Source organism: Nostoc sp. FACHB-892 (assembly GCF_014698795.1).
In the GTDB taxonomy this organism is placed as follows: domain Bacteria; phylum Cyanobacteriota; class Cyanobacteriia; order Cyanobacteriales; family Nostocaceae; genus Nostoc.
Genome location: NZ_JACJTR010000004.1, coordinates 336,239 through 361,309, shown reverse-complemented (window position 1 = coordinate 361,309; position 25,071 = coordinate 336,239). Strand labels below are relative to the sequence as shown.

The following is a 25,071-nucleotide window of genomic DNA, read 5'->3' as shown; positions in this document are numbered from 1 at the left end:
TATTGTCAGATTACCTACGTATTATTACAGTATACAGATTTTATTCATCATCATATTATACGACTTTATAGAGGGTTAGAATCAGTAGTTCTATTAGTTAAGGAACCTATGCAGATAAATCAGGTGATTGAAACCTACGATCAAGGTGCAATGGATTATGACGCAATTATGAAGCGTTACTGGCACATCGAGCGCGAACCTCTAATTGCTTCTTTGCAGCTTAAGCCAGGACAAACCGTACTAGATGCTGCGGTAGGAACAGGTCTTAATCTTTCAGCCTACCCTGAAGGCGTGCATGTCGTCGGTGTTGATCTTTCTGAGAAGATGCTGGATGAAGCACGTAAAAAGCGCGTATCCGCAGACATCACCTTCAAAGTAGCAGATATGTGCAATCTAGATTTTCCTGATAATAGCTTTGATGCCGCAGCGTCGGGATTTACCTTGAGTGTCGTTAAAGATCCAGTTCTTGCTCTTGAGGAGATCCTACGAGTTACCAAGCCTGGGACATTTATTGCCATTCTCGATTACTGCAAATCGCAAGATCCAGAGATTCAAAAATGGCAAGAGTTAATATTTGATGCTACTTCACAGCTAGGCTTCCCGACTGGCAAGATCAAGTGGGATGCATTGATGGATTATGACGAATTGATTTATAAGAGCAAGCTTCCCATTGAAGTGCTTATGGACGATCGCACAGAAAATCCAAACCCGTTTTTATGTGGTTGTCAATTCCTGCTGAAAAATTCCAAAGCTTAAAAGCAATAGGATCGCACTCATTTAACAAGAGTGCGATCGCAGTATGTGCGTTATTACTCAAAATTTTGTCAAGTAGAAAGAAAAGCGATTTTACAAGTGATTTTGAAACAGTTCTAAAATATGTTGCCAAGCATCAGGAGCGGCTTCGGGATTGTAGCTTGGGTGTTGTTCCATAAATGGGTACTTATCTTTGAACAATCCAGCAAAGAATCCATGTCCTGCATCGTATCGAAATACACGATGATTTATTTGATGTTTCTTTAATTCTGCCTCAATTTGTTTGCTTTCTTCCTGGGAAACTAATGTATCTCTTGTACCAAAAAATGCATAGATAGTACCTTTAATTTCTGAGGTGCGATTAATGGTTGGAGTCTCTTCACCATAACTAGAAGTAGTAATCCCGCCACCATAAAACGAAGCTGTTGCTTTGATATCAGGTAAGGTTGCAGCTATGTAAGCAACATGACCGCCAAAACAGAAACCAATGACACCGATTGCATTATCTTTGACATTGGGTAAAGTTTTGACATAGGCGATCGCAGCTTGAATATCGCTGAATATCTCTTGATACTTCACTTGTTGATAATATTCCAATCCAAGCCGATATGCTTCTGGACTAAACCCAACATCTTCAGCGCTAAAATCAGCCTCAAAACCGGGAGCAATACGTTGATACATCGCGGGGGCTATTGCTACATAACCTTGTTTAGCGATTAGTTCAGTAATATCTCGAATATTACTATTGATTCCAAAAATTTCTGGAAAGACTATAATCGCGCCAAAAGTTCCGTTTTGTGCTGGTTGAGCTAAGTAAGCATCGATTTCTAAGTCATCGTTGGGTACTTTGACATAAGAGGTGTTAATTTCGATGTTTGTTGTTTCTAGCATCTTTGTTTCGGCTGATTTTATACCAACTCATTTATTTTGACTGGTTTTCGACACAGATGGGCACAAACATCAGCAGTATTGCTCTCCTCACCTCAACTATGACTTTACAGCTATGAGCAGATCAAAGAAATTTCTAACTTTTGAATAGATACCATCTCAAACTTCTGGAAGATTACAAGGGTTTTTGATTTGTGCGACCTTACATAAAGTAAGCATAAAGACTCAAAATTAATAACCAGAAGAAAAAACAATGCCAGATCAAAGTTTTAGAACAAATATTCCAGAAGTTGACCCAACAGAGATTGAAGATACTCGAACTGCGATCGCAGACGAACATCACTCCTTTCTTGAAAAGGTTATGGTTAGAAGCGGATTTGCAGATTTGTATGACGCAAGAGACTTTACCGAAGTTGTGTATCGCGTTATGCGTGACTTAATGACCACGGACACAATTGATCGCGTCGAGTCAGAACTGCATACAGAAGCTATACCTACAGATGAAAAAGCACTCCAGTTTGAAGTGGCTGAACTTTGGAAAGACACCAATCCGATTGTGAGATTTTTAAGTCGAATCCGTCAACCTTTAAAAGGCCCGGCTCCCATTGGAATTGATTCCAAGCTATTTCTAACGCGAGTTGCGAATGAAGGAGGGGTTCCAGGATCAGTCGAGGCAGAACAGGCAGTTAAAGCGGTATTTTCTGCTACCAAAGACGAACTTTCCGAAGAGCGGATTCAGGAAATTGCTGGCGCGCTGCCTGATTATGTACGTCAGCTTTGGGATCAAGCTTAATTAGAAGTATTAAAAAGTTAAGTCTGTTTGCGAGTAACGATCGCAAACAGGCTTTTTCAATATGTTTAGCCAAGAGCAAACTCTGTATACTGCCGTACATGAGGTGCATGATATGCGATCACAATATCTTGCTTAGGCACTCCCTCGCTCACAAGTTGATCTGCGATGTCTACGACGGGCTACGCCTACGCATCCTCCGTTCCGTCATGCTGCACCCAAATCTTCTCATCCTTGATATATATGCAGCACACAGCCATAAATCCGGGTACTACTATCCTTCCATCCCACATGCACAAGCTGATAGTGGTCTTTTGTAGTATCAAAAATGGTTTGACTTTCTATTGGATCGCTCTCAGAACGTAACTTTGCTCTTGCTCGCGCCGTCAATAATTTCTGAATTAGTTCACGATACAAAATTAGCTTATCTATTCTGTAATCTCCTGTTTTTGTGTGTCATACACTAAAAGGGGAATTTTGTTACGCACAATGACCGTTTGAATAAATATATAGACCGCAGAATAATATCACCTCACAAGTAAATCTGTGACAAAATAATATTGTTGTTTTATAGCTAATGCGATCGCTTACAACCTATGATTTCTACCATCTCGCGCCGCTACAGCTTGGATGAATATCGTGCGATCGAAGAAAAAGCCGAAGGACGCAGCGAATATCGAGATGGAGAAATTGTACCCATGCCTGGAGGAACGCTTAAACATAGCCGCATCGGTCGAAACATTTTGACCTATTTTACTTCTGTGCTGCGCGATACTCAATTTGAGCCAATTAACAGCGATTTACGGCTGTGGATTCCTGAACATCGACGCGGAGTATATCCAGATGTAATGGTTTTTGACGGCGAACCGCAACTAAATGGCGATCGTTTAGATGAAGTCTTGAATCCCACGCTGATTGTTGAAGTTCTATCTCCTTCCACCGCAGATTACGACCGACTTAGTAAATTTCGGATGTATCGCTCAATTGGGAGTTTTAACGAATATTTATTAGTCGAGCAGGATGAACCTTTTGTGGAACGCTATAGTAAACAAGCCCAAGGTTGGTTACTTAGTGATTTTAGTGGTTTAGAGTTATCTATTTCTTTAGACTCACTTAGTATTGAATTGCCGATGGCGGAAATTTATCGCGGCGTTGTTTTTGAGTAAAGTAACTCTGGCTTTTTGCGACAACGCACGCTAAGTAAGGGATGCGTACTAAACAGAGATTTATCCTGTAATTACTTTTTAGACAAATTCACGCTACGCCATATTGTGTATATTGACGCAGGTAAGATGGCTGTAATCCCAAAACAATATCTTCTTTAGATACTCCCATCTCAGTCAAATCTTCAGCAATTTGGATATCGGTCATATTATGCTGAATCCATATCTTTTCACCTTTGATATCGAGATGTATCACACAATTATAAATTCGGTCATATCCATCCCAACCAATCTCTAGAATCTGGTAATGATCTCGCGCTGTATCGAATATCAATTGGATTTCAACATCTTCCTCTGAAGGTTGGTAACTACCATAATTCGTTAGTAAATTTTGAATATATTCACGATACTGGTCTAGCTTTGCCATTGCACAATCACCTCAATCTTTGTGTCTCTTGCAGACATGGATAGAACCAGAACCCAATACCTTTATAATACCGAACCATTGTCAATCAATGCAATAACGCACCCTACGCGAGGAATGCGATCGCCTGCTGATATGATGAAGGTGCATTGGGATTTGCAATAACGCACTTTTATTAAGGATGCGATCGCACTAGAACGTGATTCTTACAGCAAATTTGAGGTAAATGAGGCACAATAAATATTAGCGCATCAAGAATTACAAATGAAACCGTACTCAATTGATCTGCGAGAAAAAATAGTAAATGCATACGAACGAGGTGGCACGTCAATCAGAAAAGTTGCTGTTCAATTTGGTGTAGCAAAAAGCTATGTACAAAAGCTCCTCCAGTTACAGAAAACCCAAGGTCATCTAGAACCTAAAAAGCAAGGTGGAACAATTAAGGGTAAATTGGATGAGTACGGTAGCGAATTAGCCGAAATGGTTAAAAGCCATCCAGACGCAACTTTATCAGAATACTGCGAGTATTTTGGAGAAAAATATAACGTTTGGGTATGTGCAAGTGTAATGTGCTGTGCATTACAAAAACAAAAACTAACACGAAAAAAAAGACTTTACGCAGTAGCCAAGCGAAAACAGAAAGAGTCCAAAAGCTGAGAATAGAGTATTGGGAGAAAGTAAAACAAATAGACCCAGAAAACCTTGTTTTTATTGATGAAATGGGTGTTTTACTTGGTTTGACCAGAACTCATGCCAGAAGCGAACGCGGCAGTAGGGTGTATGATTTTAAACCATATTACCGAGGAGCAAAAGTAAGTGTAATCGGGGGAATCAGTTTAAAGAAAGTTTTGGCTGTCATGACTTTAAATGGCTCAATGGACGGGAATGTATATAAAGTATTTATCGAACATTTTTTACTTCCACAATTATGGATTGGTGCAGTAGTGGTGATGGATAATCTTCCTGCACATCAAGTCGAAGAAATTAAACCCTTAATTGAATCTGTTGGTGCAAGTGTTCTGTACTTATCTCCTTATTCCCCTGAATTTAACCCCATCGAACATTGGTGGTCACAATTAAAAGCGTTCCTGAAGCAATTTTCTCCCAAGAATACATCTGGAGTCGATGGTTTAATTAAAATAGCACTTGAACTAATTAATCCTGAACATCTCAAAAATTGGTTTACAAATTGCTGCTACTGTACCTCATAAACTCCGAATCTGCTGTAAATGGCACTTAATCGTTTAATCCGAAATGCTGAGATAACCTCTGTATTGTAGGAATATCGTTCATTTGACATGCTGTGTGCGGGTTTGTAAAAAGCCCTTTTTCCCAGTATGCCTGACTTTTAGGCACTGTTTTGATCCATTCAACACGGGCAAGGTACTCGGATTTATCCAAGTCATCGACATATTCATACATTTTTGGGGCAATAAGTGGTACATCTAGGATTGGTAGTTTTTGCCCATTGACCAATACTGTGAAGTCTTTTACACGTATAGCAGTATCTGTTACTAGACCAACGCCAACATAACCAATTTTGGGTGGTATATAGACGAATACACGCGACCCCGGAAATAGTTTTTTTATAGGTTTGCTATAGACTTCCTTAGTACCACCAGAAACAAAACCATATTTTTGCCAATCATCCCAGTTTCGATGTTCGCTTTTCTTAATATTTACATAAAAATAATGGACATTCCAAGGTTCATTATCTTTTTTGGTGTTTGATTGATTGGCCTTTTTTTCAGGTTTTTTAGGTTGAACGATAATGTTTGATTTAATAATAGGAGCATCTGAATTTAAAAAACTATTTTGGTTTTCAAGTGTAGGTCTTGTTGTAATAATTCTATGAACATAGTCTTTTAATTCGGTTATATTAATCTCGCTACTACTTGACCATGAATCCTCAAACCATTGTTTAATTTCATTAATGTATTTACTTTCATCTAGCAAAATTGACATTTCTGCTCTTTGAGTAATACCCATTTTAGTCAGGTTTGCAGAACCTATTAAGCATAAATGATCGCCAATAATAACTTTTGTATGTAAATTTGTATAATGATGGATTTTATATTTATTATCAATGATAAAATTAACTATGTCTTGTCGTGCTTCATCTTGAAAAGCACTCAGCCAAGCTTCTATATCAGAAATAATACGCCAGTTTAGTTGCTTGCGTAAAAATGGTTTAATATAGCTAACATCAATATAAGGACAAGCTATCAGTAATTCTTTACTATTACTCACTTGATGAATAGCTTCATCAAAAGGTGAAAATCCACCATTTATACTTTCGTTGGTATGATATATTAGCTTACTACTCATAAAATATTATATTAAAATATACTATATCTCATAATAATATCAATGCTTTTTTGATTAACATCAGTGTTAATACCTAATACGAGGAATTCTAGATATATTCATATGAGAACCTCAGATAATGTATAGACTATTTCATACGCAGCTATTCCCAATCTTCGTACTTCAAGCCATCAATACGGCTAAATTCGCGGGTATTGTGGGTAATAAGTGTGAGGTCATTTGCTAAAGCGATCGCAGCAATTAATAAATCATTTGCTCCAATTGGAGTTCCCAAAGCATTAAGACGAGCGCGAATATTTCCAGCTATTTTTGCAGCTTGACGATCCAGTGGTAAATCAGCAAACTCAGCAAATAAATTTTCTAGATAAGTGAGATTTCTATTAACGTTTGCGCTTTTGTAAGCTCCGTAATATAGTTCGCTATAAACAACCGTACAGATATAAATTTCCCTAGAAGGAATTAATAAAGTTTTTTGGGCTACAGGTGAATTTGGTGAATTCAAAATTTGGATACATGCATTTGTATCTAGGAGGTAGGCCATTGAATTTCCTCCCGTTCCTCAAAGGGAAGCTGTTCTGGACGTTCAAGCGTATCACCTTCCCAACTACCTATTACTTCTTCAACGAATTTACGAGAGTATCCTAGTTCTTCCGGCGTTTTGTTTGGAGACTGTGAGGATTTTTGTATGACAGGTTGAAAGACAATCACTACATCTAATTCTTGGTTAGCAATTTCAGGCGGAAGCTGGATTTGCAGAATTCCATCATCACCTATATATATTCTAATCTTAATGCTTTCCATAACTCGCCTCCTAGCTTATTATATTATCAGTATTTGGGCAAGTTTAACTTTGTTTATAAACTATTTCCATTCTCAACTTCTCAATCTCTAATCTCAACTTGTCATTCTCCATCCTTAACTTAGCATTCTCCTCTCTAATCAACTCAAGTTCATTCCTCTTACTCAACGCCTGATTAATCGCCAGCTTTCGCATATCGAGTGAGAACCAACGCTGATAAGTTTCTGTGTGAACTTGCACACTATGCCCCAAATTATCTGCTGCCGCTTTAATTGGTATCCCCAAAATATGCGCCCGAATTGCCCAAGCGTGACGTAAATCATAAGGTTTAAAGTCCAATCCTATCTTGCGAAACCACCAACTAACTCGCTGTGTTAACGCCGTTATCTCAGCATGATTGGTATTATCTTTTTTAGCGATCGCACCCCTCAACATCTCCAAATACTTCGGATTTCTCAAATCAAAATCCTCAATCCATTGCCTATATAATGGTAATGCTTCTCTCTCACCAGTCTTACAATCTTTATCAACTTTCCATGTTAAATCTGTATTTTCTCGACTCAACCACCAATCAATATCAGGATTAATAAAAAGTTCCCGTGGACGTAAACCAAAAACTGCTAACATTCCATAAGTCCATCGCCAAAGTTGCCAACTATCTTGAACGGTTTGATTAACTTGATTACCTCTACTATTAAAGTAATCTTCAAACCTGAGAATTCCATCATATATTTCTGCATCTGTAGGTATATTGCGGGAATTATTCTCCGGCATTTTGGAATATTTAGATAAATCGATTTCGATGTTAAATGTCACACAAAATGCTGCGATCGCTCTAGCTGCATTATATTTAGCCCATTCTTTATCGATTTGTTCAATTGAACTTATCAGATTTGCAGCGATCGCTAAATCTTGGGTATTAGTAAATCTCTTGGTTCGGGAAAAGTAATAAAAGAAAGTATGTTCGCTTTTAGTTGTACGCTTGTGAGTTTTAAAATACTCTTCTTCAAATTGTTCCAGTAATTCTCCTATAGTTTTAAATTCTTTTTTAATTGCCTCATTTCCTAAATATTTATCATTCCATTCAAAAGTTTTACGAGCTATTAACTTTCCCAACTCATAAGCTTCTTCCTCAGCCGTCTTGAGTCCATCCAAGTTAGCGGGAATATTCAAACTGATATTGTATTGTTTTCTCCCAGTACCATTACTATCTTTGTCTCCTGGCTTAATTGGTAACGTCGCCCGTAATTGCAGACTTCCATTCGATTCTCTAATTGTCACCTTTGCTTTTGCAGACTTCAAACGCAGATTAACTTTCTCTAATTCCAGTAGTACTTTCGTTCTCATGTGTTCTTTTTGCTGCTGTGCTTGCAGAGATGAGCAAAAAAACAGGCGATTGTTTAATCGCCTTGGCTCAGGACAACATTTAGATGATGCGTGAGTTCTGAACCTAGTTATGCTGTGTTTTTAGCCTATATTTAGGCTAAAAATAAATGTGTTCTCAGAAAACAATGTTTATCGCTGACACTGTTTACTGCAAACATTAGACAGTTGAAAAGAATTAAACCACAAAAAGGATTACTCCGGCCCTTATCACGGTTATGACGGCTTCGCCATCTTCGCACGCGATATGGACTTGGCACTCAACAGCCCAACCTGGGGATTAATTGGCGCTCCTTGGAATGAAAAAGCTCAGGCTAAGAAGGCTGAAGCTAAGGCTAAGGCTGCCGTTTAGGGAAATGGGAGAGTGAGATAAGTAAGGATAACCTGGGGCTAAAACCCCAGGGGGGAGTTGGGAATACAAAATTCAAAATTGAAAGATTAAAAATTTATTTTGATTTTTGCATTTTGAATTTTGAATCATATTTCCACTCCCTACTCCCCACTCGCACCTCAATCAGTAAAAGAATTCAGTAAGCTTGGAGTCCAGAAGAAATGCCTCAGAATCCAGAAAAAATTCAAGATCACGTCGAGTTATTCCACCAGCCTGAGTACCAACAGCTATTTGAAAACAAAAAGCAGTTTGAAAACGGTCACGAAGCCGAAGAAGTACAACGGGTTGCAGAGTGGACAAAGGGTTGGGATTATCGTGAAAAGAACTTCGCTCGTGAAGCTTTAACCGTTAACCCTGCTAAAGGCTGTCAACCACTAGGAGCAATCTTTGCTGCTGTTGGTTTTGAAGGTACTCTACCTTTCGTTCAAGGTTCTCAAGGTTGCGTTGCTTATTTCCGCACCCACTTAACCCGTCACTACAAAGAACCATTCTCTGGTGTATCTTCTTCAATGACTGAAGATGCAGCCGTGTTTGGTGGTCTGCAAAACATGATTGACGGCTTGGCGAACTCTTACCAACTCTACAAGCCCAAGATGATCGCTGTCTGCACCACCTGTATGGCAGAAGTAATTGGTGATGACTTACAAGCCTTCATCAACAACGCTAAACAAGCTGGTTCAGTTCCTCAAGATTTCCCAGTACCTTACGCTCACACCCCTAGCTTTGTCGGTTCCCACATCACTGGTTACGACAACATGATGAAGGGAATTCTTTCTAACTTGACCGCAGGTCATAAGAAAGAAACCAGCAATGGTAAAATCAACTTCATTCCAGGTTTTGATACCTACGTAGGTAACAACCGCGAAATCAAGCGGATTGCTTCCTTGTTCGGCTTTGACTACACAATTCTAGCCGACAACAGCGACTACTTGGATTCACCAAACACAGGTGAGTTCGATATGTACCCAGGTGGAACAAAGTTAGAAGATGCAGCAGATTCAATCAATGCGAAAGCTACGATCGCTCTGCAAGCACACTCTACACCCAAAACCCGCGAGTACATCGAAAAAGAATGGAAGCAACCAACCTCAGTTTCCCGTCCTTGGGGCATTAAGGGTACTGATGAATTCTTGATGAAACTCAGCGAATTGAGTGGTATCCCCATTCCTCAAGAATTGGAAATCGAACGCGGTCGTGCAGTTGATGCCATGACTGACTCTCACTCATGGATTCACGGCAAGCGCTTCGCTATCTACGGCGAACCAGATTTAGTATACAGCGTAGTTGGCTTTATGCTAGAAATGGGTGCTGAACCTGTGCATATCTTGGTTCACAACAGCAACGAAGTATTTGAAGCAGAAATCAAAGAATTGCTTGCTTCTAGCCCCTTCGGTCAACATGCAACTGTTTGGCCTGGTAAGGACTTGTGGCACATGCGTTCACTGTTGTTCACCGAACCAGTAGACTTCTTAGTTGGTAACACATACGGTAAGTACCTGTGGCGCGACACCAAGATTCCCCTCGTGAGAATCGGCTACCCCATCATGGATCGCCACCACTTACACCGCTACGCCACCATTGGTTATCAAGGTGTGATCAACCTCCTCAACTGGACTGTAAACACCCTGTTTGAAGAAATCGATCGCAACACCAACATTCCTTCTAAGACAGATATTTCCTACGACTTGATTCGTTAGAAATTGCGTAGAAACACAACGTGTTAATTAAAGGGTGAAGAAGGGGAGTCGGGAGTCGGGAATAGGGAATAGGGAATCCAATCCCAATTCCCGATGCTCAATCCCCAATCCCCAACTCCCCTTTTTCTTGATAGCATTTACCCAAGGTATCTATAGATGGAAACTATCAATCACACTCACGAACATACTCACACTCATCCTCATCCTAATTACCATCCACCTAACCAGAAAAAACCAGGATGGTTCCACAATCTTTTTAATCCGTTGCGCCGTGTGGTGGATGAAATTCAGGTTAAAAATAATCGCTTCGCTCATCTAATTTGCCAAACAATTCCTTGTTGTTGTCCCTTTGAGCGACAAATTAAATTATTTGGGAAGACTATTGATATTCCACCACTATGTAAACTCAATCCTTTATATGACGAATTTGTAGGATTGCGTTTCCGCGCTCTATCTTACCTCGCCGATGTATGTGGAGAGGATGTCACAAAATACATTTGCTAATTATTGGGCATTGGGCATGGGGCATTGGTCATTAGTCATTAGTTGTTAGTTATTCAAAGAACAAATGACAAATGACAAAGGACAATTAACAATTAAGAGAAGAGAGATGAAAAGCACCCAAGGCAAAATCAACGAGCTGCTGACTGAGACAGGATGCGAGCATAATCAGCACAAACAAACTGAGAAGAAAAACAAGTCTTGCGCCCAACAGGCACAACCTGGCGCGGCTCAAGGGGGCTGTGCCTTTGATGGTGCAATGATTGCTCTAGTGCCGATCGCAGATGCTGCTCATTTAGTCCACGGGCCGATCGCCTGTGCTGGTAATTCCTGGGGCAGTCGTGGTAGTCTGTCGTCTGGTCCTCAACTCTACAAAATGGGCTTTACTACTGACTTGGGTGAAAATGATGTCATCTTCGGTGGCGAAAAGAAACTCTACAAAGCGATTCTGGAACTTCACGAGCGCTACCAACCAGCAGCAGTATTCGTCTATGCCACTTGCGTTACAGCCTTAATTGGCGATGATATGGATGCTGTCTGCAAAGCGGCGGCTGAGAAAATTGGTACTCCTGTTGTTCCCGTCATTGCTCCAGGATTCATTGGCAGTAAAAATCTCGGCAACCGTTTTGGCGGTGAAGCTTTATTAGAATATGTTGTCGGAACAGCAGAACCGGAACATACAACGCCCTATGATATTAACTTAATCGGTGAATACAACATCGCCGGTGAAATGTGGGGAGTAACACCACTGCTAGAAAAATTAGGCATCCGTATTTTGTCTAAAATTACGGGCGATGCTCGCTACAATGAAATTCGCTATGCCCACCGCGCCAAGCTCAACGTCATGATCTGCTCACGAGCGCTGCTCAATATGGCGAGAAAGATGGAGGAGCGTTACAACATCCCTTACATTGAAGAGTCTTTCTACGGCATCGATGATATGAATCGTTGTCTGCGAAACATCGCCGCTAAATTAGGCGACGCTGATTTACAAGAGCGGACAGAAAAGCTAATTGCAGAAGAAACGGCTGCTTTAGATTTGGCATTAGCTCCTTATCGCGCTCGACTCAAAGGTAAGCGAGTTGTGTTATATACAGGTGGTGTCAAGAGTTGGTCGATTATTTCGGCTGCTAGAGACTTAGGTATTGAAGTTGTTGCTACCAGTACTCGGAAAAGTACTGAAGAAGATAAAGCCAAAATCAAGAAGTTGATTGGCAACGATGGCATCATGCTAGAGAAAGGCAACGCTCAAGAATTGCTACAACTGGTTAAAGACACTCGCGCAGATATGCTGATTGCTGGTGGACGTAACCAATACACAGCTTTGAAAGCTAGAATTCCTTTCCTTGATATCAACCAAGAACGCCACCATCCTTATGCAGGTTATGTGGGAATGATTGAGATGGCGCGAGAACTGTACGAAGCTCTGTATAGCCCGATTTGGGAACAAATACGCAAACCCGCTCCTTGGGAAGAAGAGGAGGAAGTTTAATGGCGATCGTTACCGCTTCTAACAAAGCACTGACAGTTAATCCCCTCAAGCAAAGTCAAGCTTTGGGCGCAACCTTAGCCTTTTTGGGATTGAAAGGGACAATGCCCTTATTCCACGGTTCTCAAGGTTGTACTGCTTTCGCCAAAGTTGTCCTAGTGCGGCATTTCCGGGAAGCGATTCCCCTAGCTACCACAGCGATGACGGAAGTTACTACTATCTTGGGTGGTGAAGAGAATGTGGAGCAAGCAATTCTGACTCTGGTGGAAAAGGCTAACCCGGAAATTATTGGTTTATGTAGTACTGGGTTAACGGAAACTAGGGGCGATGACATTGAGGGATTTCTTAAGGAAATCCGCGATCGCCATCCCGAATTGAATGATTTAGCGATCGTTTTTGCACCTACCCCAGATTTTAAAGGTGCGTTACAAGATGGTTTTGCTGTTGCTGTCGAAAGCATAGTTAAGGAAATTCCTCGCGCGGGTGGACTCAGAACTGAACAAGTCACTGTTTTGGCGGGTTCTGCTTTTACACCTGGGGATGTACAGGAAATCAAAGAGATAATCACATCCTTTGGATTAGTGCCGATCTTTGTACCTGACCTTGGCGCTTCTCTAGATGGACATTTAGAGGATAATTATAGTGCGGTTACAGTCAGTGGAACTACCTTAAAACAGCTACGAGAAGTCGGTAGTTCTGCTTTTACCCTGGCATTGGGCGAAAGTATGCGGGGGGCTGCCAAGATTCTCGAAGAACGCTTTGGCACACCTTATGAGGTGTTTGGCGAACTGACGGGATTAGAACCAGTAGATGAGTTTATCCAAGCATTGGCGATTCTGAGCGGTAACAGCGTACCCGAAAAATACCGCCGCCAACGCCGTCAGTTGCAAGATGCGATGTTGGACACTCACTTTTACTTCGGTGCAAAACGAGTTTCTTTAGCACTGGAACCAGATTTGTTGTGGTCAACCGTGCATTTCCTGCAATCGATGGGAGCGCAAATTCATGCAGTGGTGACAACCACGCGATCGCCTCTCTTAGAAAAACTCCCGGTGAAAAGCATTACCATCGGCGATTTAGAAGACTTTGAGAGTCTAGCAGGCGGTTCTGATTTGCTGATTGGTAACTCGAATGTGGGTGCGATCGCAAAACGCCTTTCGATTCCTCTTTATCGTTTAGGATTGCCCATTTATGACCGCTTAGGTAATGGTCAATTTACCAAAGTTGGTTATCGAGGCACGATGGAACTTTTGTTTGGCATCGGCAACCTGTTTTTAGAGGCAGAAGAAGCGAGAGTTAAGCAATTCCAAGAGTTCGGAATTGTGGGCGCTGAGTTTTGAATTCACACTTGAAATTCAAAACAGTTCAGTTAAGAGTTGATCCTCCCTAACCCTCCTTTTTAAGGCGTGTATACACAAGTCGAATTACCCCCCTTAATCCCCCCTTATAAAGGGGGGAAACAATAAATCAAATCTAGTTCCCTCCCCTTTATAAGGGGAGGGTTAGGGTGGAGTAAAACCTTGGTTAATCAGCTATTTCAGACTTGTGTATACATCGAAGCTTTTTAAGGGGGATCTTCCAAAGCTAAATATTACTAACTGAACCGTATTGCTTCAAAATTCAAAACTTTAGAGAGGAGAATTACGATGAAAATAGCCTTCACGACGAGTGACCGAGTTCATATTAATGCCCACTTTGGATGGGCAAAAATGATTGATGTTTACGAAATTACCGATGAGGGATATCACTTCATAGAAACCCTCACCTTTGAAGGCGAACTCAAAGAAGATGGGAATGAAGACAAAATCACCCCAAAACTTGAAGCAATAGGCGACTGTACAATTATTTACGTAACAGCAATTGGTGGTAGTGCCGCCGCTCGGTTAATCAAGAAAGGTGTCACCCCAGTGAAGGCGCGATCGGAAGAAGAAGAAATTAGTGAAGTGCTAAATAAGCTAGTGAAAACCCTCAAAGGTAATCCTCCACCTTGGTTGCGTAAAGCTTTACAGCCAAAAACCACAAACTTTGCTGATGAAATCGAAGACGAAGCAACAGTATGACCGCAAATAATAGTGTTAACGGAACCGCTACAACTGAAGTCTTGAACTCACCTTTTCTTAAGGTATTAATCAAACAAATCCGTGGTCAAGACAGCTATGGAGTTTATCGTACTTGGTCGGATGAGTTGATTCTCAAACCCTTTATTGTTACCAAACAAAAGAAACGGGAAATCTCCGTTGAGGGTGAAGTTGATGCGGTAACTCAAGCCCGGATTATGGCATTTTTTCGAGCTGTAGCGGCTGGGATTGAACAAGAAACAGGTTTGATATCCCAGGTTGTAGTTGATTTGAGCCATGAAGGATTTGGCTGGGCGCTAGTTTTTTCTGGTCGTCTTTTGCTAACTGTGAAAACCTTGCGAGATGCTCATCGCTTTGGTTTTGACTCGTTAGAGAAATTAGCAGAAGAGGGAGAAAACTACGTCAAAAAAGGTCTTGATTTGGCGAAACGCTTTCCAGAAGTTGGGAAAATTTAAATAGTTAGGAGTGAGGAGTTAGGAGTGAGGAGTTGAATTAACTATTAACTGATAATTCATGATCTACACTTCCTAATTTATAACTCATAACTCATAACTTCTAACTCCTAACTTTTAGAAAAGGAGTGGCTGATTGTGCAAGCAGAAGAAACGAGTATTGAGGAACTACAAGGACAAATCAGACGGCTTAACAGCAAAGCAGGTCAAATGAAAATGGATCTGCATGATTTAGCTGAAGGTCTGCCAACAGATTACAACCAACTTATGGATGTTGCCGCCGCAACTTATGAAATCTATCGCAAGTTAGATGAACTGAAGCAACATCTGAAAAAATTGGAGAATGCTAAATGACTGGAACTATTGATGAATTCAAGAAACTCGTAGATGCAGAAGAATTTTTTCACTTCTTTAATATGTCCTATGACTTAGAAGTTGTGAATGTACATCGTCTACATATTCTGAAAAAGTTTTCTCAATATATGCAGGAAATTGATGATAATTCTCCTGACTTGAGCGAAGAAGAGAGACTAAATCAATATTCTTTGGCTTTGCAAAAAGCCTATCAGGTATTTATCGAATCGACAGCTCACGAACAAAAGCTGTTCAAAGTGTTTAACGACAAGCCGAAAAATGTAGTCACACTGACAGAAATCACTTCTGATTAGGAGGTATAAATTGGTTAACCTAACGCCTACCGAATTAGAACGCTATCGTCGCCAAATGATGCTTCCGAATTTTGGCGAAACAGCACAGAAACGCTTGAAGTCAGCGACAGTTCTGGTGACAGGTGTGGGGGGATTAGGCGGTACGGCGGCGCTTTACTTAGCAGTAGCGGGCGTTGGGCGGCTAATTCTAGTCCGGGGTGGTGACTTGCGGCAAGATGATATGAATCGTCAGGTTCTCATGACTGATGATTGGGTAGGTAAGCCAAGAGTATTCAAAGCTAAAGAAACTCTGGATGCGATTAATCCTGATGTCCAAGTGGAAGCTGTTCATGATTACATTACCCCGGAAAACGTAGACTCGTTAGTGCAATCCGCCGATATGGCTCTTGATTGCGCCCACAACTTTACAGAGCGCAATTTGTTAAATGAAGCCTGTGTGCGATCGCGTAAGCCAATGGTGGAAGCCGCAATGAATGGGATGGAGGCTTACCTGACAACGATTATTCCTGGTGTGACTCCTTGCTTGTCTTGTCTGTTTCCAGAAAAGCCTGATTGGGATCAGCGCGGCTTTTCAGTTCTAGGCGCTGTTTCTGGAACCCTAGCTTGTTTAACAGCACTGGAAGCTATCAAGCTGATCACCGGGTTTAGTCAGCCTCTATTGTCGCAATTGCTGACAATCGACTTGAATCGAATGGAATTTGCTAAACGCCGTTCTCACCGCGATCGCTCTTGTCCAGTATGCGGCAATAGTGCGCCTTGGAGACACGCACAATCCAATTCGATGGAACCCACACCCACAGGTATTGCACAAAATAGTTAATTTTGTCATTGGTCATTAGTCATTAGTCATTGGTCATAAGTGAATAACAAAGGACAACTGACAAATGACGAAGGACAACCCCACCTGAAATCAGAACAACTAATCGCTACAAATCAGGAGACTTCATGGCAGTTATTTTATCAGAAAAAGCAGAACTTCATCTGCGGGCATTCCTCAAAGGTTCCGCACCCGACGCTAATGGCGCAACTAAAGGTGTCCGCATCTCTGTAAAAGATGGTGGTTGCAGTGGCTACGAATATGCGATCGATATCACCAGCAAGCCCCAACCAGATGATTTGGTAAGCCAGCAAGGCAAAGTCCTAGTTTACGTTGATGCCAAAAGTGCGCCGTTATTAGACGGAGTTATTGTTGACTTCGTTGAGGGAGTGATGGAAAGCGGTTTTAAATTCATCAACCCCAATGCAACTGATACCTGCGGTTGTGGAAAATCCTTCAAAACAGACGACGGTACGCCTACTGGTGTACCTTGCAGCTAACATCATTCCGTTAGTGCCAAATCAATTGTAGAGGCTTCCCATAAATGCATTCCGCAGAGTTTCAATGCTCTTGAGATAGCTTCTAGTTCGCATTGCATCTCTATAAGAAGAAGGGAAGCAAGAAGTAGGATAGGTTGCTCAAAAAATTCGTAAATTAGACCAACTGTATAACGTTTGAGGAGAATCTGAAAATGGCTACCTACCAAGTTAGATTAATCAACAAAAAAGAAGACCTCGACACCACAATTGAAGTTGACGAAGATACTTACATTTTAGACGCAGCACACGACAACGATATTGACTTGCCAGCTTCTTGTCAAGCAGGTTCTTGCTCTAGTTGTGTAGGCAAGGTTGTTGAAGGTGAAATTAATCAAGACGATCAAAACTTCCTGGATGACGAGCAGATGTCTAAAGGATTCGCTCTACTTTGTGTCACTTATCCTCGTTCTAATTGCACAATTAAGACACATCAAGAACCTTATCTCGTTTAAACTATTAGTTTGGTTACTGCCTTTGATGACCAAATGAAATATGAAGGATGAAGGATGAAAAAATACTTCCTTCTTCCTTTCACAATTTTTCATTTATAATTCAATGTTTACCGACTTCAGTGTAACTGGCTGTTCATTAGAATTATTGAGAACAGGAGAACGAGGAATCGTCACCTTCTGTAAAAATAAAGATGAAAAAATCTTGCAAAAGCTTAGATCAATGGGCGTAGCACCAGGGGCTACTATAACTTTAGAACAAAATTATCCTTCGTTTATTATTAAAGTAGGAAATACATCTTTAGCACTAGATATAGAAAGTATCCGCGCTATTTATATCCGCATTATTAATAATTAAATTACAGCAGATTACAACTTGATGAGTACAGATGATTTTAAGGGCACAGCAGTGCTGTGCCCTTACCTGTGTACCTAATTCACCTGAAAGACGCTGTAATTAACATCTATAATAAGATTATCTTAAAAATAATTTTCACTTTGTAATTAAAAGATTACAGAGCAAGCATTCATTGTAAATACGAATTACGAATTACATTGACCCCACTCCTGCCCTAATTAATTCCAGGAGTGAGGTCACTCAATTTATAGATTATGAATGCAATTTGGTATTAGAGATAAAACCGCTTGCAAGAAAAGTTGCCCATATTTTAATCAACAGCAACTATCACATCTGATGATTTAATCACGGCATAAGCCTCCTTACCTTCTGTAAGCCCCAGCTTTTCTGCTGATGATTTTGTAATTATTGACACTAACTCTACTCCTGGTGCAATTTCTAAAGTTACTTCAGTATTAACTGTGCCAGGTACAATTTTTTTTACAGTACCTTTGATAGAATTACGAGCGCTAATTTCCATTTTTTGTCTGTGTTTTACTTATTTTTACTTAAATAAACTATCAAATTTTGGTTGAAAAAGAAAGATATTTGAGATTTCTTAATACGTGTCGGGATGTAAAGTAATATCTTTGTTTTATTAAATACAAGATTTAATGGAAACGTAATATCAAATTTTAGCAATACAACGGGCTTGAGCAAATTGTTAAAGCTAGACAAACTTCTGCAACAGTGCGCTAGTAAATATTTACACACAAGTTGTATACGCTACTAGATTCTGAAATAGTATGGTAGCAAATACTGCATTTTAATCATATTTCAATATTTTTCATTAGATATATCTGGGCATCTTTATAAATGATTCATAATTCAAACTTATCACAATGATAATATATAACTAAGCTAATTTGTTGCTAGTTAACTTAGTTTTCCACAACCTAATGTTAACGAGTGACGGCGGGGAGTAGAGAGAGACTTTTTGTTTTGCCAAACTTTTGAATACTTAGCAAAGTGGCTTTGGTAAACTACTAGACTTCAGCTAGTCTTATAGCATTTTAAAATAATGGTGGGTAATGCCCACCATTAAGTTTTCCAAGCAAATTTATGCTTAAAAACTTTTTATATTTATGGCATTTAAAGAACAATTATGAGTCAAGTAAGCAGTCAAGATTTGAGTGAATTAACAACCCAATGGTTAATAGCAAAAGGTTATAGCCCTAGCAATTTAAATCAGCTAGGTGAAAATGGCGATACAGCTTTGATGAAAGCGACAAGAGAGGGAGTTTATAAAGTCGTTAAAGAACTAATTGATGCGGGTGCGGATATCAATGCTCGAAATAGCGATTGCAACAATGCTTTGTGGTTTGCTTGTTTTGGTAATCACTACGATTTAATTAATTTACTGTTATCTGTCAACATTAACATTGATAACCAAAATGATAATGGTGCAACTGTTTTAATGTACGCAGCTTCAGCCGGAAAGACAGAAGTCGTCAAGTTACTTTTAGAACATAAACCTAATTTATATTTAAAAAACTTAGACGATTATAAAGCGATAGATTTTGCTAGCAACGTAGAAGTTTTAAGGATACTTAAAAATGCCATCAAGTCAGATATCGGGCAAAGCTTATCATGACGCTACTAAGCATTCGTACTTATCGGTACAACTTGATCCAAACTATGTAGATGCCTCAACACAGCCATCTTCATTTAAAGTTTATCCAAAGTTTTATCGGAGAGTGAAATTAAATCTCAATAATCCTGTTCATTCTTTTATCTTCTTAACCAGTGCGATAACTTTGGAAAAGGTGTATAAAGATGGCCCTTATAAACTGCGGGTAAATCCATCAGCAGGCGCTCTGTATCCCACGGAAGTTTACGTACAGGTTCGCGGCGTAAAGGGAATGATAGATGGGATATATCATCTAGAAGTTGAGAATAATTGTCTAACTCTTATCTATGAATTAATTGATGATGGATTAGAGAATTATATTATACCGAGCAAAAGTATCAATGGATTCATTTTTTTAATTAGTTGTGTTTATTATAGGTCTAGCTGGAAATATCAAAACAGGAGCATAAGATATTGCTTCTTAGATAGCGGACACCATTTAGGTGCGATCGCAGCTTCAGCTTTTCTCCACAACCGAGATATACAACTAATTTTTGACTTTGATAAACTTGCTCTCAATTCAGATTTGGGTTTTGAGAATAAGGAGTTTATTACTGCTTGTGCGGTGTCAGGAGAAATACAAGACAAGAAAATCAGACACTTAAGATTGAAAGTTCCTTTTGTGTCTGGTACTGATTATTTTGAACCTAATCAATTTATTGAAGATGCCTATCAGGCAACTACTTTACAAAAGAGTTGTCAGCAGAAATTAGAGTATCCTCAATTTGATTTTGATCGGGATAAATTTTATCAAACAGTTTGGGCTAGACGTTCTATTAGACGTTTCCGGAAAGAGTCTATTTCTCAAGAAGATTATTTATATGTAGTGCAACAACTTCAGCAGTCAATACCGACAGAAAACTATGAGGAGATAGAAATTTACTCAGTGGTGCATCGAGTAGAAGGAATGACACCTGGGTTATATAAAGGTACGTATCTGGTTAAAACAGGTAATTTTAGTGAAAAGACAGGTTACTTATGTATTAATCAGGCTATTGCTAGAGATAGCGCTGTAACTTTATTTTTTGTGTCAGATTATTTAAACTATCAAACTGCTATGCAAATAGCTGGTTTTCTTGGACAGAAACTTTATTTAACTAGTAATTATTTGGGAATTAGCTGTAGTGGAATAGGTGCTTATTATGACGATGAAACCCAAGAATTATTAGAAACAAATAAAGATGTACTTTATGGAATGGTGATTGGAATATAAGCAGGAAGCTAAAGAAAGATGGCTAGAAAGATGTATTACTTCAATGGTGATGACTCACATCCAATACAACCGACATCGGCGGATATTATACTGCGTCAGCAACTAGAGTATTCTATTAGTAGATACTTTTATGACGCTTGCGATCGCACAATTCAAAATCTTTTATCTAATTGTCGGTGGTATGTCACAACCCCTGCCAATGCTCTGACATTGGTAATTGAATGTCCCGATCAAGTTACCAATTGGCGTGTTCTTCAAAAAATCGTGCCAATGGGAACATTACTATATGGAATTGTCAGCAGTGCTAAAATCCGTGTTTGTCCGCCAGAGACTCAAGGCGTACCTTTTGAAATGAGGGTAGATGAACTTTCAGTTTATCGGGATTGGGCGTAAGAGAATAGTTAGGAGTTAGGAGTTTAAAATTTCTACTCATTATTTTGGCTGATGAGTGCAGCTACCTCTTCAAAGACTAAATCAGCAGAATGTTTGACAACAAGGCTTAACTCCAGCCCCAAATCAAGATTTGCAGCCTCAATTAAATAAACTGTAACATCTTCGGGAAAGTCATTTTGAAAGATTTTCCGCCCGGCGGCTAAAGCATTATCCCAACGAAAATCGTGCAAGTTATAACTAGGTTCTGGCAAAGCTTCCAGTTCTTTTCCTGGAACTTTAAACACAGCACCCGGTTCAGAACCTGTTGAACTTGCATCAATAATTACTAATTGTTTACTACCTCTAGCTTGAAACATTACTTCCATCCCTGCGGTGCCACAGTCATACACATGCACGTAAGGATGAGGGTTTTGAGCTAGATATTTTTGTAAGCGTTGGGCAATAATTACGCCTACTGCGTCGTCGCTGCGATTTAGATTACCGCAACCAATAATAGTTAGCATGGAATAAGATTTAATTGTTTAAGGTAACTTGTTATACATCTGCCTGAATTGGGAATAATGTATTCAGCTTACAGATGTTTAAAATGTTCAAGGATTAACAATATGGTTTTTTGGGATGAAGTCAAGAAGGGAGCTTTTTGGGGATTCTGCTTAGGTATTGCTTTAGGTATCATAGCAACTTTATTGGATTTATCCTCTAATACTCCTGAACTTACAGAGCCAACTACAGTAGTTATTTATGTAATTTTTTGGGGAATTATATGCACTATTCTAGGCTGTACTATTGCTCTAATTATTGAAGGTATAATAGGCTCTCTAAAATTTTTTAACTGGTTATTTATCTTTTTGGGAGGAAGTTTTCTAACCATCCTAACTCCTTTAATAGGTGGTCTGCTTGGCTGGCTCAGTGTTCCACTTATTTCCATTTTGTTTTTTCTGCGCCAATATCTGTCGGATAACTCACCTAAATGGATTGAAAAAGCTTTAAACGAAGTAATTGTAATGTTTCTGTCCTATCTAGTTCTTAATTTTCTATTATTTGGTTTCCAGCACTTAACTGGTATTACTCTACCTGGGGTGTAACTATAAATTTTTCTATGGAGCGATCCCAATTCAACAATTAACGGGAAGTAATTTTGTAGGTTGGGTCTGATGCTTAGACCCAACATCATTGTAAATATTAGATTTACCTCGCTAAAACTAACATACACTTAATACACTTTTAACTTTTATAAAGATACTTTTCTAAACCTGTGTCCATCTGGCTGTACAACTACAAATGCCCCTACTAATTCGACTTCAGAGTAAGTTTCTATAACTCGTACCAGCTCGTTATGAACTTTATTCAAAGTTGTAGGTAGGATTCGGAGATAGATGACTCCAGATCCCATTGCTCTCACAAAAACAAGATTTCCATAATCTCTATCTCGTGTGATAAGAATACGATTCTGTTGCTGTGCTGTTCTAAGTATTTCTTCATCACTTGCTTGCGAAAGACCAATCTGAGCAACAAGAACGACATCATATCCGGCATCAACTAGAAATCTTGCTGTCACAGCATACACATCTTGATCTAGTAATAATCTCATACTCAAATAGATACTAGGCGTATGTCTTCAGCTGCCACCAGAGCGATCGCATATCCTAAGCAAGCACGAATATCTTCAATTTGTAGGTCTGGATAATAGTCTCGGATAATTTCTTCAAATGAAAGTCCGTCATTGAGCAGTTCAAGAATGCTTTGTACAGTGATGCGTGTTCCTGCGATGCAAGGTTTACCGAAATGAATCTGAGAGTTAACTACAATTCTGTCCATTTAACTATAAACTAATAATATGTTTCCTAAATTATAAAATAAGATGTCGCACTGTATCTATAAATGCAGTGAAACATACTTTAAAGCTTAAGGTCATAGTAAAGGTATAAGACTAAGAACAACTCATCATCAAGCTTCTACTGATTGCGATTATTTTGATTTTTTGCCATAATCTGCAAAATATGAGGCTCTGACTGATGAGACAGACAAAGCCTCTGTATAACTAAGTTATCAGCAGAAAACTAGAACTCTACACCATGTTTCTTGGCAACTTCAGTTAATTTCTCATACTGATGTTGTGATGCTTTAGTTAATATCTCTTCAGCCTGTTCTTTAGTACTTCCCTCTTTAGGAATTAAATACTTGACATAAAGAGATACAAAATCAGCAGCGATCGCTAAACCAGATAAAGCGTGTTGGTCAGCTTCTTTGCCAGCGATCGCAGCTACCAAACCCGCTTTAATTGGGTCTGGTTTAACTTTCATGAACTGCTCGACAAGTTTAGGAACATAGTCTTCTGGTGGCAAATTATCTAACTTACTTCTATCGGGAGTAAAGTTACATTCTGCGGCTTGAGCCTGCTCTAAAACACACCATTCTATGTATTCTTGCAATGCTGCATCGGGAACGCGAGGAAGATAATTATGTAGCGCTAAATCAGACACAAGCTTACCGTGTAAATTGCTGTTTTATGCAAATGCATTAAGGCAAGCCTAACGCATCGTTTCTAGAGATTTTGGTGTGTTACGCTACGACTTTTGAATAAATAGTTAGATTGTGAGATATTTCAAGCATAAATCACTCTAAAGTAGAGTAATGATACCCGTAATAGTTGAATACTTGTAGATTAAGGTAAAAACCACAATTAAAAGAATATATTTTAAATAATATTTCCGGATGTATTCAAGTTGTATTTTTCATGGGAATCTTGAAAATATTATCACCAGCTTTGATTAATTCTTTTTAGGAAGGCAGAGTTAGCTATGGCCAAAGATTATATTTTATTTCTGCATGGCGTAAATGTACGAGAATCGAAAGAAAACGAAAGGAAGCAGAATTATACCTATGCCGATAAGTTCTTTAACTCGATTGTTAAGCTAGTCCGGCAGAAAGATCGTAATCGTCAATGCATCAAAGTGCCTCTTTACTGGGGTGATGTCAACCAAAACGCTTTGGATGAACTACTAAATAACCTGAAAGGCTCGTCTAAGTGGAACCAACTCTGGTTCCAGGATTTTCGTCAGAAGCAAATATTGCAATTTGTAGGGGATGCGGGACTCTACATTAGCCGCCTAATTGGATCAATGGCGGCTGACCAACTCAAAAACCAAACATTTAAAGGCTTAGAAAACTATGAACCGAACGATCGCCTACATTTGGTGACTCACAGTTGGGGGACGGTCGTACTATTTGACATTCTGTTTGCCAGCCGTTGGGATAATCAGGAAATTCCTGGTTATCAAAGTGTAAAGGCTATTCGAGATCAGCTTTATGGGATTGGGGATAACCCTAAAAAAGGTATCCGGCTGGCTAGCATTCAGACTATGGGTTCTCCCATCGCCTTGTTCAGTTTAATTACTATCAATGGTAGAAATGCTAATGATGAAAGTACTCATGACATCAGCCCTGGTTTAAATAATTTGTTGAAGAACCTTACCCAAAGAGATCGAGAGTTGCGTTGGCTCAATTTCATCCATCCTGGTGATCCAATTGCTTGGCCGCTAGAAAATGTGATCACCAAATTAATTCCCGATTCTGGTTCTTACGTTCAGGTAGAAGACGTTCTTACTGGTGACTCTGGTTTTTTGAATTTATTTGCTCAAACTCCCCCCATCCGACAAACGTTTTTGGCTTTGGCAAATGGCGGCAGCGCTCACGGAAGTTACTGGCAAAATAAAGATGTAGCACAGCGAATAGCAACAAATATTCTAACGGTTTAATACTATTGTGTTTTAACCAAGCTCAATATTCCGTTTTTTACCTTATGGCGGAAGTTTGCTTATCTTTATTG

33 protein-coding genes and 2 pseudogenes are annotated in these 25,071 nt (G+C 39.6%); 23 read left to right on the top strand and 12 right to left on the bottom strand.

Annotated elements, in window-relative coordinates:
• Nucleotides 1-108: 108 nt before the first annotated feature.
• Entirely contained in the window at nucleotides 109-756 is a 648-nt protein-coding gene (locus tag H6G96_RS08470) for a methyltransferase domain-containing protein (protein ID WP_190911028.1), read from the top strand.
• 90 nt (nucleotides 757-846) lie between these two features.
• Here H6G96_RS08470 and H6G96_RS08465 read toward each other — a convergent pair whose 3' ends face one another.
• Nucleotides 847-1,644 carry a dienelactone hydrolase family protein gene (locus H6G96_RS08465; protein ID WP_190911027.1) on the bottom strand — a complete coding sequence of 266 codons (798 nt, stop codon included), beginning with the start codon at nucleotides 1,642-1,644 and terminating at the stop codon, nucleotides 847-849.
• Nucleotides 1,645-1,894: 250 nt separating this feature from the next.
• Here H6G96_RS08465 and H6G96_RS08460 point away from each other — a divergent pair, with 250 nt between their 5' ends.
• Nucleotides 1,895-2,434, top strand: a complete 540-nt coding sequence (locus tag H6G96_RS08460; RefSeq protein WP_190911026.1) for a DUF2267 domain-containing protein — start codon at nucleotides 1,895-1,897, stop codon at nucleotides 2,432-2,434.
• Between the two features lie 65 nt (nucleotides 2,435-2,499).
• Here H6G96_RS08460 and H6G96_RS08455 read toward each other — a convergent pair.
• Nucleotides 2,500-2,863: pseudogene (locus H6G96_RS08455) on the bottom strand (XisI protein).
• A 164-nt stretch (nucleotides 2,864-3,027) separates the two neighbouring features.
• Between H6G96_RS08455 and H6G96_RS08450 the strand changes: the two are divergent.
• Entirely contained in the window at nucleotides 3,028-3,597 is a 570-nt protein-coding gene (locus H6G96_RS08450; RefSeq protein WP_190911025.1) for a Uma2 family endonuclease, read from the top strand.
• Between the two features lie 88 nt (nucleotides 3,598-3,685).
• Here H6G96_RS08450 and H6G96_RS08445 read toward each other — a convergent pair whose 3' ends face one another.
• Nucleotides 3,686-4,021 carry a XisI protein gene (locus tag H6G96_RS08445; RefSeq protein ID WP_190911024.1) on the bottom strand — a complete coding sequence of 112 codons (336 nt, stop codon included), beginning with the start codon at nucleotides 4,019-4,021 and terminating at the stop codon, nucleotides 3,686-3,688.
• A gap of 21 nt (nucleotides 4,022-4,042) precedes the next feature.
• Between H6G96_RS08445 and H6G96_RS40915 the strand changes: the two genes are divergently transcribed.
• The 3 genes from H6G96_RS40915 to H6G96_RS08440 all read left to right on the top strand — a co-directional run bounded on the left by H6G96_RS40915 (nucleotide 4,043) and on the right by H6G96_RS08440 (nucleotide 5,229).
• Nucleotides 4,043-4,183, top strand: a complete 141-nt coding sequence (locus H6G96_RS40915) for a hypothetical protein (protein ID WP_206757666.1) — start codon at nucleotides 4,043-4,045, stop codon at nucleotides 4,181-4,183.
• Nucleotides 4,184-4,282: 99 nt separating this feature from the next.
• Nucleotides 4,283-4,675 (top strand): IS630 transposase-related protein, encoded by a 393-nt coding sequence (locus tag H6G96_RS40730; RefSeq protein ID WP_199339432.1) that lies wholly within the window; start codon nucleotides 4,283-4,285, stop codon nucleotides 4,673-4,675.
• On the top strand, nucleotides 4,573-5,229 hold the full coding sequence (locus H6G96_RS08440; protein ID WP_242063201.1) for an IS630 family transposase: 657 nt from the start codon (nucleotides 4,573-4,575) through the stop codon (nucleotides 5,227-5,229). The genes H6G96_RS40730 and H6G96_RS08440 overlap by 103 nt, the downstream gene beginning before the upstream one ends.
• A gap of 25 nt (nucleotides 5,230-5,254) precedes the next feature.
• Here H6G96_RS08440 and H6G96_RS08435 read toward each other — a convergent pair whose 3' ends face one another.
• The 4 genes and pseudogenes from H6G96_RS08435 to H6G96_RS08420 all read right to left on the bottom strand — a co-directional run.
• Nucleotides 5,255-6,346 carry a phospholipase D-like domain-containing protein gene (locus tag H6G96_RS08435; protein WP_190911023.1) on the bottom strand — a complete coding sequence of 364 codons (1,092 nt, stop codon included), beginning with the start codon at nucleotides 6,344-6,346 and terminating at the stop codon, nucleotides 5,255-5,257.
• Nucleotides 6,347-6,488: 142 nt separating this feature from the next.
• Entirely contained in the window at nucleotides 6,489-6,887 is a 399-nt protein-coding gene (locus H6G96_RS08430; RefSeq protein WP_190911022.1) for a type II toxin-antitoxin system VapC family toxin, read from the bottom strand.
• On the bottom strand, nucleotides 6,872-7,147 hold the full coding sequence (locus H6G96_RS08425; RefSeq protein WP_190911021.1) for a hypothetical protein: 276 nt from the start codon (nucleotides 7,145-7,147) through the stop codon (nucleotides 6,872-6,874). The genes H6G96_RS08430 and H6G96_RS08425 overlap by 16 nt, the downstream gene beginning before the upstream one ends.
• 43 nt (nucleotides 7,148-7,190) lie before the next feature.
• A pseudogene (locus H6G96_RS08420) lies at nucleotides 7,191-8,525 on the bottom strand (site-specific integrase); the annotation flags it as partial.
• Between the two features lie 555 nt (nucleotides 8,526-9,080).
• Here H6G96_RS08420 and nifK point away from each other — a divergent pair.
• From nifK to H6G96_RS08355, 12 genes are all read left to right on the top strand, one after another.
• Complete coding sequence (gene nifK / locus H6G96_RS08410; protein WP_190911019.1) at nucleotides 9,081-10,616, top strand: nitrogenase molybdenum-iron protein subunit beta; 1,536 nt, start codon at nucleotides 9,081-9,083, stop codon at nucleotides 10,614-10,616.
• Between the two features lie 156 nt (nucleotides 10,617-10,772).
• A complete protein-coding gene (locus H6G96_RS08405; protein ID WP_190911018.1) occupies nucleotides 10,773-11,120 on the top strand; it encodes a Mo-dependent nitrogenase C-terminal domain-containing protein in 348 nt (115 codons plus the stop codon).
• A gap of 106 nt (nucleotides 11,121-11,226) precedes the next feature.
• Nucleotides 11,227-12,609, top strand: a complete 1,383-nt coding sequence (gene nifE, locus H6G96_RS08400) for a nitrogenase iron-molybdenum cofactor biosynthesis protein NifE (protein WP_190911017.1) — start codon at nucleotides 11,227-11,229, stop codon at nucleotides 12,607-12,609.
• Complete coding sequence (gene nifN, locus H6G96_RS08395; RefSeq protein WP_190911016.1) at nucleotides 12,609-13,946, top strand: nitrogenase iron-molybdenum cofactor biosynthesis protein NifN; 1,338 nt, start codon at nucleotides 12,609-12,611, stop codon at nucleotides 13,944-13,946. The genes nifE and nifN overlap by 1 nt, the downstream gene beginning before the upstream one ends.
• A gap of 306 nt (nucleotides 13,947-14,252) precedes the next feature.
• The gene (nifX, locus tag H6G96_RS08390; protein ID WP_190911015.1) at nucleotides 14,253-14,666 is read left to right on the top strand and encodes a nitrogen fixation protein NifX; all 414 of its coding nucleotides are present in this window, start codon (nucleotides 14,253-14,255) and stop codon (nucleotides 14,664-14,666) included.
• Nucleotides 14,663-15,139, top strand: coding sequence for a NifX-associated nitrogen fixation protein (locus H6G96_RS08385; RefSeq protein WP_100900532.1), 477 nt, complete (start codon nucleotides 14,663-14,665; stop codon nucleotides 15,137-15,139). The genes nifX and H6G96_RS08385 overlap by 4 nt, the downstream gene beginning before the upstream one ends.
• Nucleotides 15,140-15,274: 135 nt before the next feature.
• Nucleotides 15,275-15,490 carry a CCE_0567 family metalloprotein gene (locus H6G96_RS08380; RefSeq protein WP_190911014.1) on the top strand — a complete coding sequence of 72 codons (216 nt, stop codon included), beginning with the start codon at nucleotides 15,275-15,277 and terminating at the stop codon, nucleotides 15,488-15,490.
• The gene (gene nifW, locus H6G96_RS08375) at nucleotides 15,487-15,804 is read left to right on the top strand and encodes a nitrogenase-stabilizing/protective protein NifW (RefSeq protein ID WP_190911013.1); all 318 of its coding nucleotides are present in this window, start codon (nucleotides 15,487-15,489) and stop codon (nucleotides 15,802-15,804) included. The genes H6G96_RS08380 and nifW overlap by 4 nt, the downstream gene beginning before the upstream one ends.
• Nucleotides 15,805-15,814: 10 nt before the next feature.
• Nucleotides 15,815-16,624 (top strand): HesA/MoeB/ThiF family protein, encoded by an 810-nt coding sequence (locus H6G96_RS08370; RefSeq protein WP_190911012.1) that lies wholly within the window; start codon nucleotides 15,815-15,817, stop codon nucleotides 16,622-16,624.
• Nucleotides 16,625-16,749: 125 nt separating this feature from the next.
• Nucleotides 16,750-17,121, top strand: a complete 372-nt coding sequence (locus H6G96_RS08365) for an iron-sulfur cluster assembly accessory protein (protein WP_190911011.1) — start codon at nucleotides 16,750-16,752, stop codon at nucleotides 17,119-17,121.
• Between the two features lie 191 nt (nucleotides 17,122-17,312).
• Nucleotides 17,313-17,612, top strand: coding sequence for a 2Fe-2S iron-sulfur cluster-binding protein (locus tag H6G96_RS08360; protein WP_190911010.1), 300 nt, complete (start codon nucleotides 17,313-17,315; stop codon nucleotides 17,610-17,612).
• Nucleotides 17,613-17,715: 103 nt separating this feature from the next.
• Nucleotides 17,716-17,967 carry a FeoA family protein gene (locus tag H6G96_RS08355; RefSeq protein ID WP_190911009.1) on the top strand — a complete coding sequence of 84 codons (252 nt, stop codon included), beginning with the start codon at nucleotides 17,716-17,718 and terminating at the stop codon, nucleotides 17,965-17,967.
• 310 nt (nucleotides 17,968-18,277) lie between these two features.
• On the opposite strand, the gene H6G96_RS08350 is transcribed toward H6G96_RS08355, so the two are convergent.
• Nucleotides 18,278-18,487 carry a molybdopterin-binding protein gene (locus H6G96_RS08350; protein WP_190911008.1) on the bottom strand — a complete coding sequence of 70 codons (210 nt, stop codon included), beginning with the start codon at nucleotides 18,485-18,487 and terminating at the stop codon, nucleotides 18,278-18,280.
• Between the two features lie 624 nt (nucleotides 18,488-19,111).
• Here H6G96_RS08350 and H6G96_RS08345 point away from each other — a divergent pair.
• The 3 genes from H6G96_RS08345 to H6G96_RS08335 are packed head-to-tail and all read left to right on the top strand — an operon-like array spanning nucleotide 19,112 to nucleotide 21,242.
• A complete protein-coding gene (locus H6G96_RS08345; RefSeq protein ID WP_190911007.1) occupies nucleotides 19,112-19,600 on the top strand; it encodes an ankyrin repeat domain-containing protein in 489 nt (162 codons plus the stop codon).
• Complete coding sequence (locus H6G96_RS08340) at nucleotides 19,563-20,849, top strand: nitroreductase family protein (RefSeq protein WP_190911006.1); 1,287 nt, start codon at nucleotides 19,563-19,565, stop codon at nucleotides 20,847-20,849. The genes H6G96_RS08345 and H6G96_RS08340 overlap by 38 nt, the downstream gene beginning before the upstream one ends.
• An 18-nt stretch (nucleotides 20,850-20,867) precedes the next feature.
• Nucleotides 20,868-21,242 carry a hypothetical protein gene (locus H6G96_RS08335; RefSeq protein WP_190911005.1) on the top strand — a complete coding sequence of 125 codons (375 nt, stop codon included), beginning with the start codon at nucleotides 20,868-20,870 and terminating at the stop codon, nucleotides 21,240-21,242.
• Nucleotides 21,243-21,274: 32 nt separating this feature from the next.
• Here H6G96_RS08335 and H6G96_RS08330 read toward each other — a convergent pair whose 3' ends face one another.
• Complete coding sequence (locus H6G96_RS08330) at nucleotides 21,275-21,745, bottom strand: hydrogenase maturation protease (protein ID WP_190911004.1); 471 nt, start codon at nucleotides 21,743-21,745, stop codon at nucleotides 21,275-21,277.
• A 102-nt stretch (nucleotides 21,746-21,847) separates the two neighbouring features.
• Between H6G96_RS08330 and H6G96_RS08325 the strand changes: the two genes are divergently transcribed.
• On the top strand, nucleotides 21,848-22,327 hold the full coding sequence (locus H6G96_RS08325) for a hypothetical protein (RefSeq protein WP_190911003.1): 480 nt from the start codon (nucleotides 21,848-21,850) through the stop codon (nucleotides 22,325-22,327).
• Between the two features lie 146 nt (nucleotides 22,328-22,473).
• Here H6G96_RS08325 and H6G96_RS08320 read toward each other — a convergent pair whose 3' ends face one another.
• The 3 genes from H6G96_RS08320 to H6G96_RS08310 form a co-directional block, all read right to left on the bottom strand.
• A complete protein-coding gene (locus H6G96_RS08320; protein WP_190911050.1) occupies nucleotides 22,474-22,833 on the bottom strand; it encodes a DUF5615 family PIN-like protein in 360 nt (119 codons plus the stop codon).
• A gap of 2 nt (nucleotides 22,834-22,835) precedes the next feature.
• Nucleotides 22,836-23,060: a DUF433 domain-containing protein gene (locus H6G96_RS08315; protein ID WP_099103701.1), complete on the bottom strand. Its 225-nt coding sequence runs from the start codon at nucleotides 23,058-23,060 to the stop codon at nucleotides 22,836-22,838.
• Between the two features lie 242 nt (nucleotides 23,061-23,302).
• Entirely contained in the window at nucleotides 23,303-23,725 is a 423-nt protein-coding gene (locus tag H6G96_RS08310; RefSeq protein WP_190911002.1) for a hypothetical protein, read from the bottom strand.
• 318 nt (nucleotides 23,726-24,043) lie between these two features.
• Between H6G96_RS08310 and H6G96_RS08305 the strand changes: the two genes are divergently transcribed.
• Complete coding sequence (locus H6G96_RS08305; RefSeq protein ID WP_190911001.1) at nucleotides 24,044-25,000, top strand: hypothetical protein; 957 nt, start codon at nucleotides 24,044-24,046, stop codon at nucleotides 24,998-25,000.
• The last annotated feature ends 71 nt before the right edge of the window (nucleotides 25,001-25,071 follow it).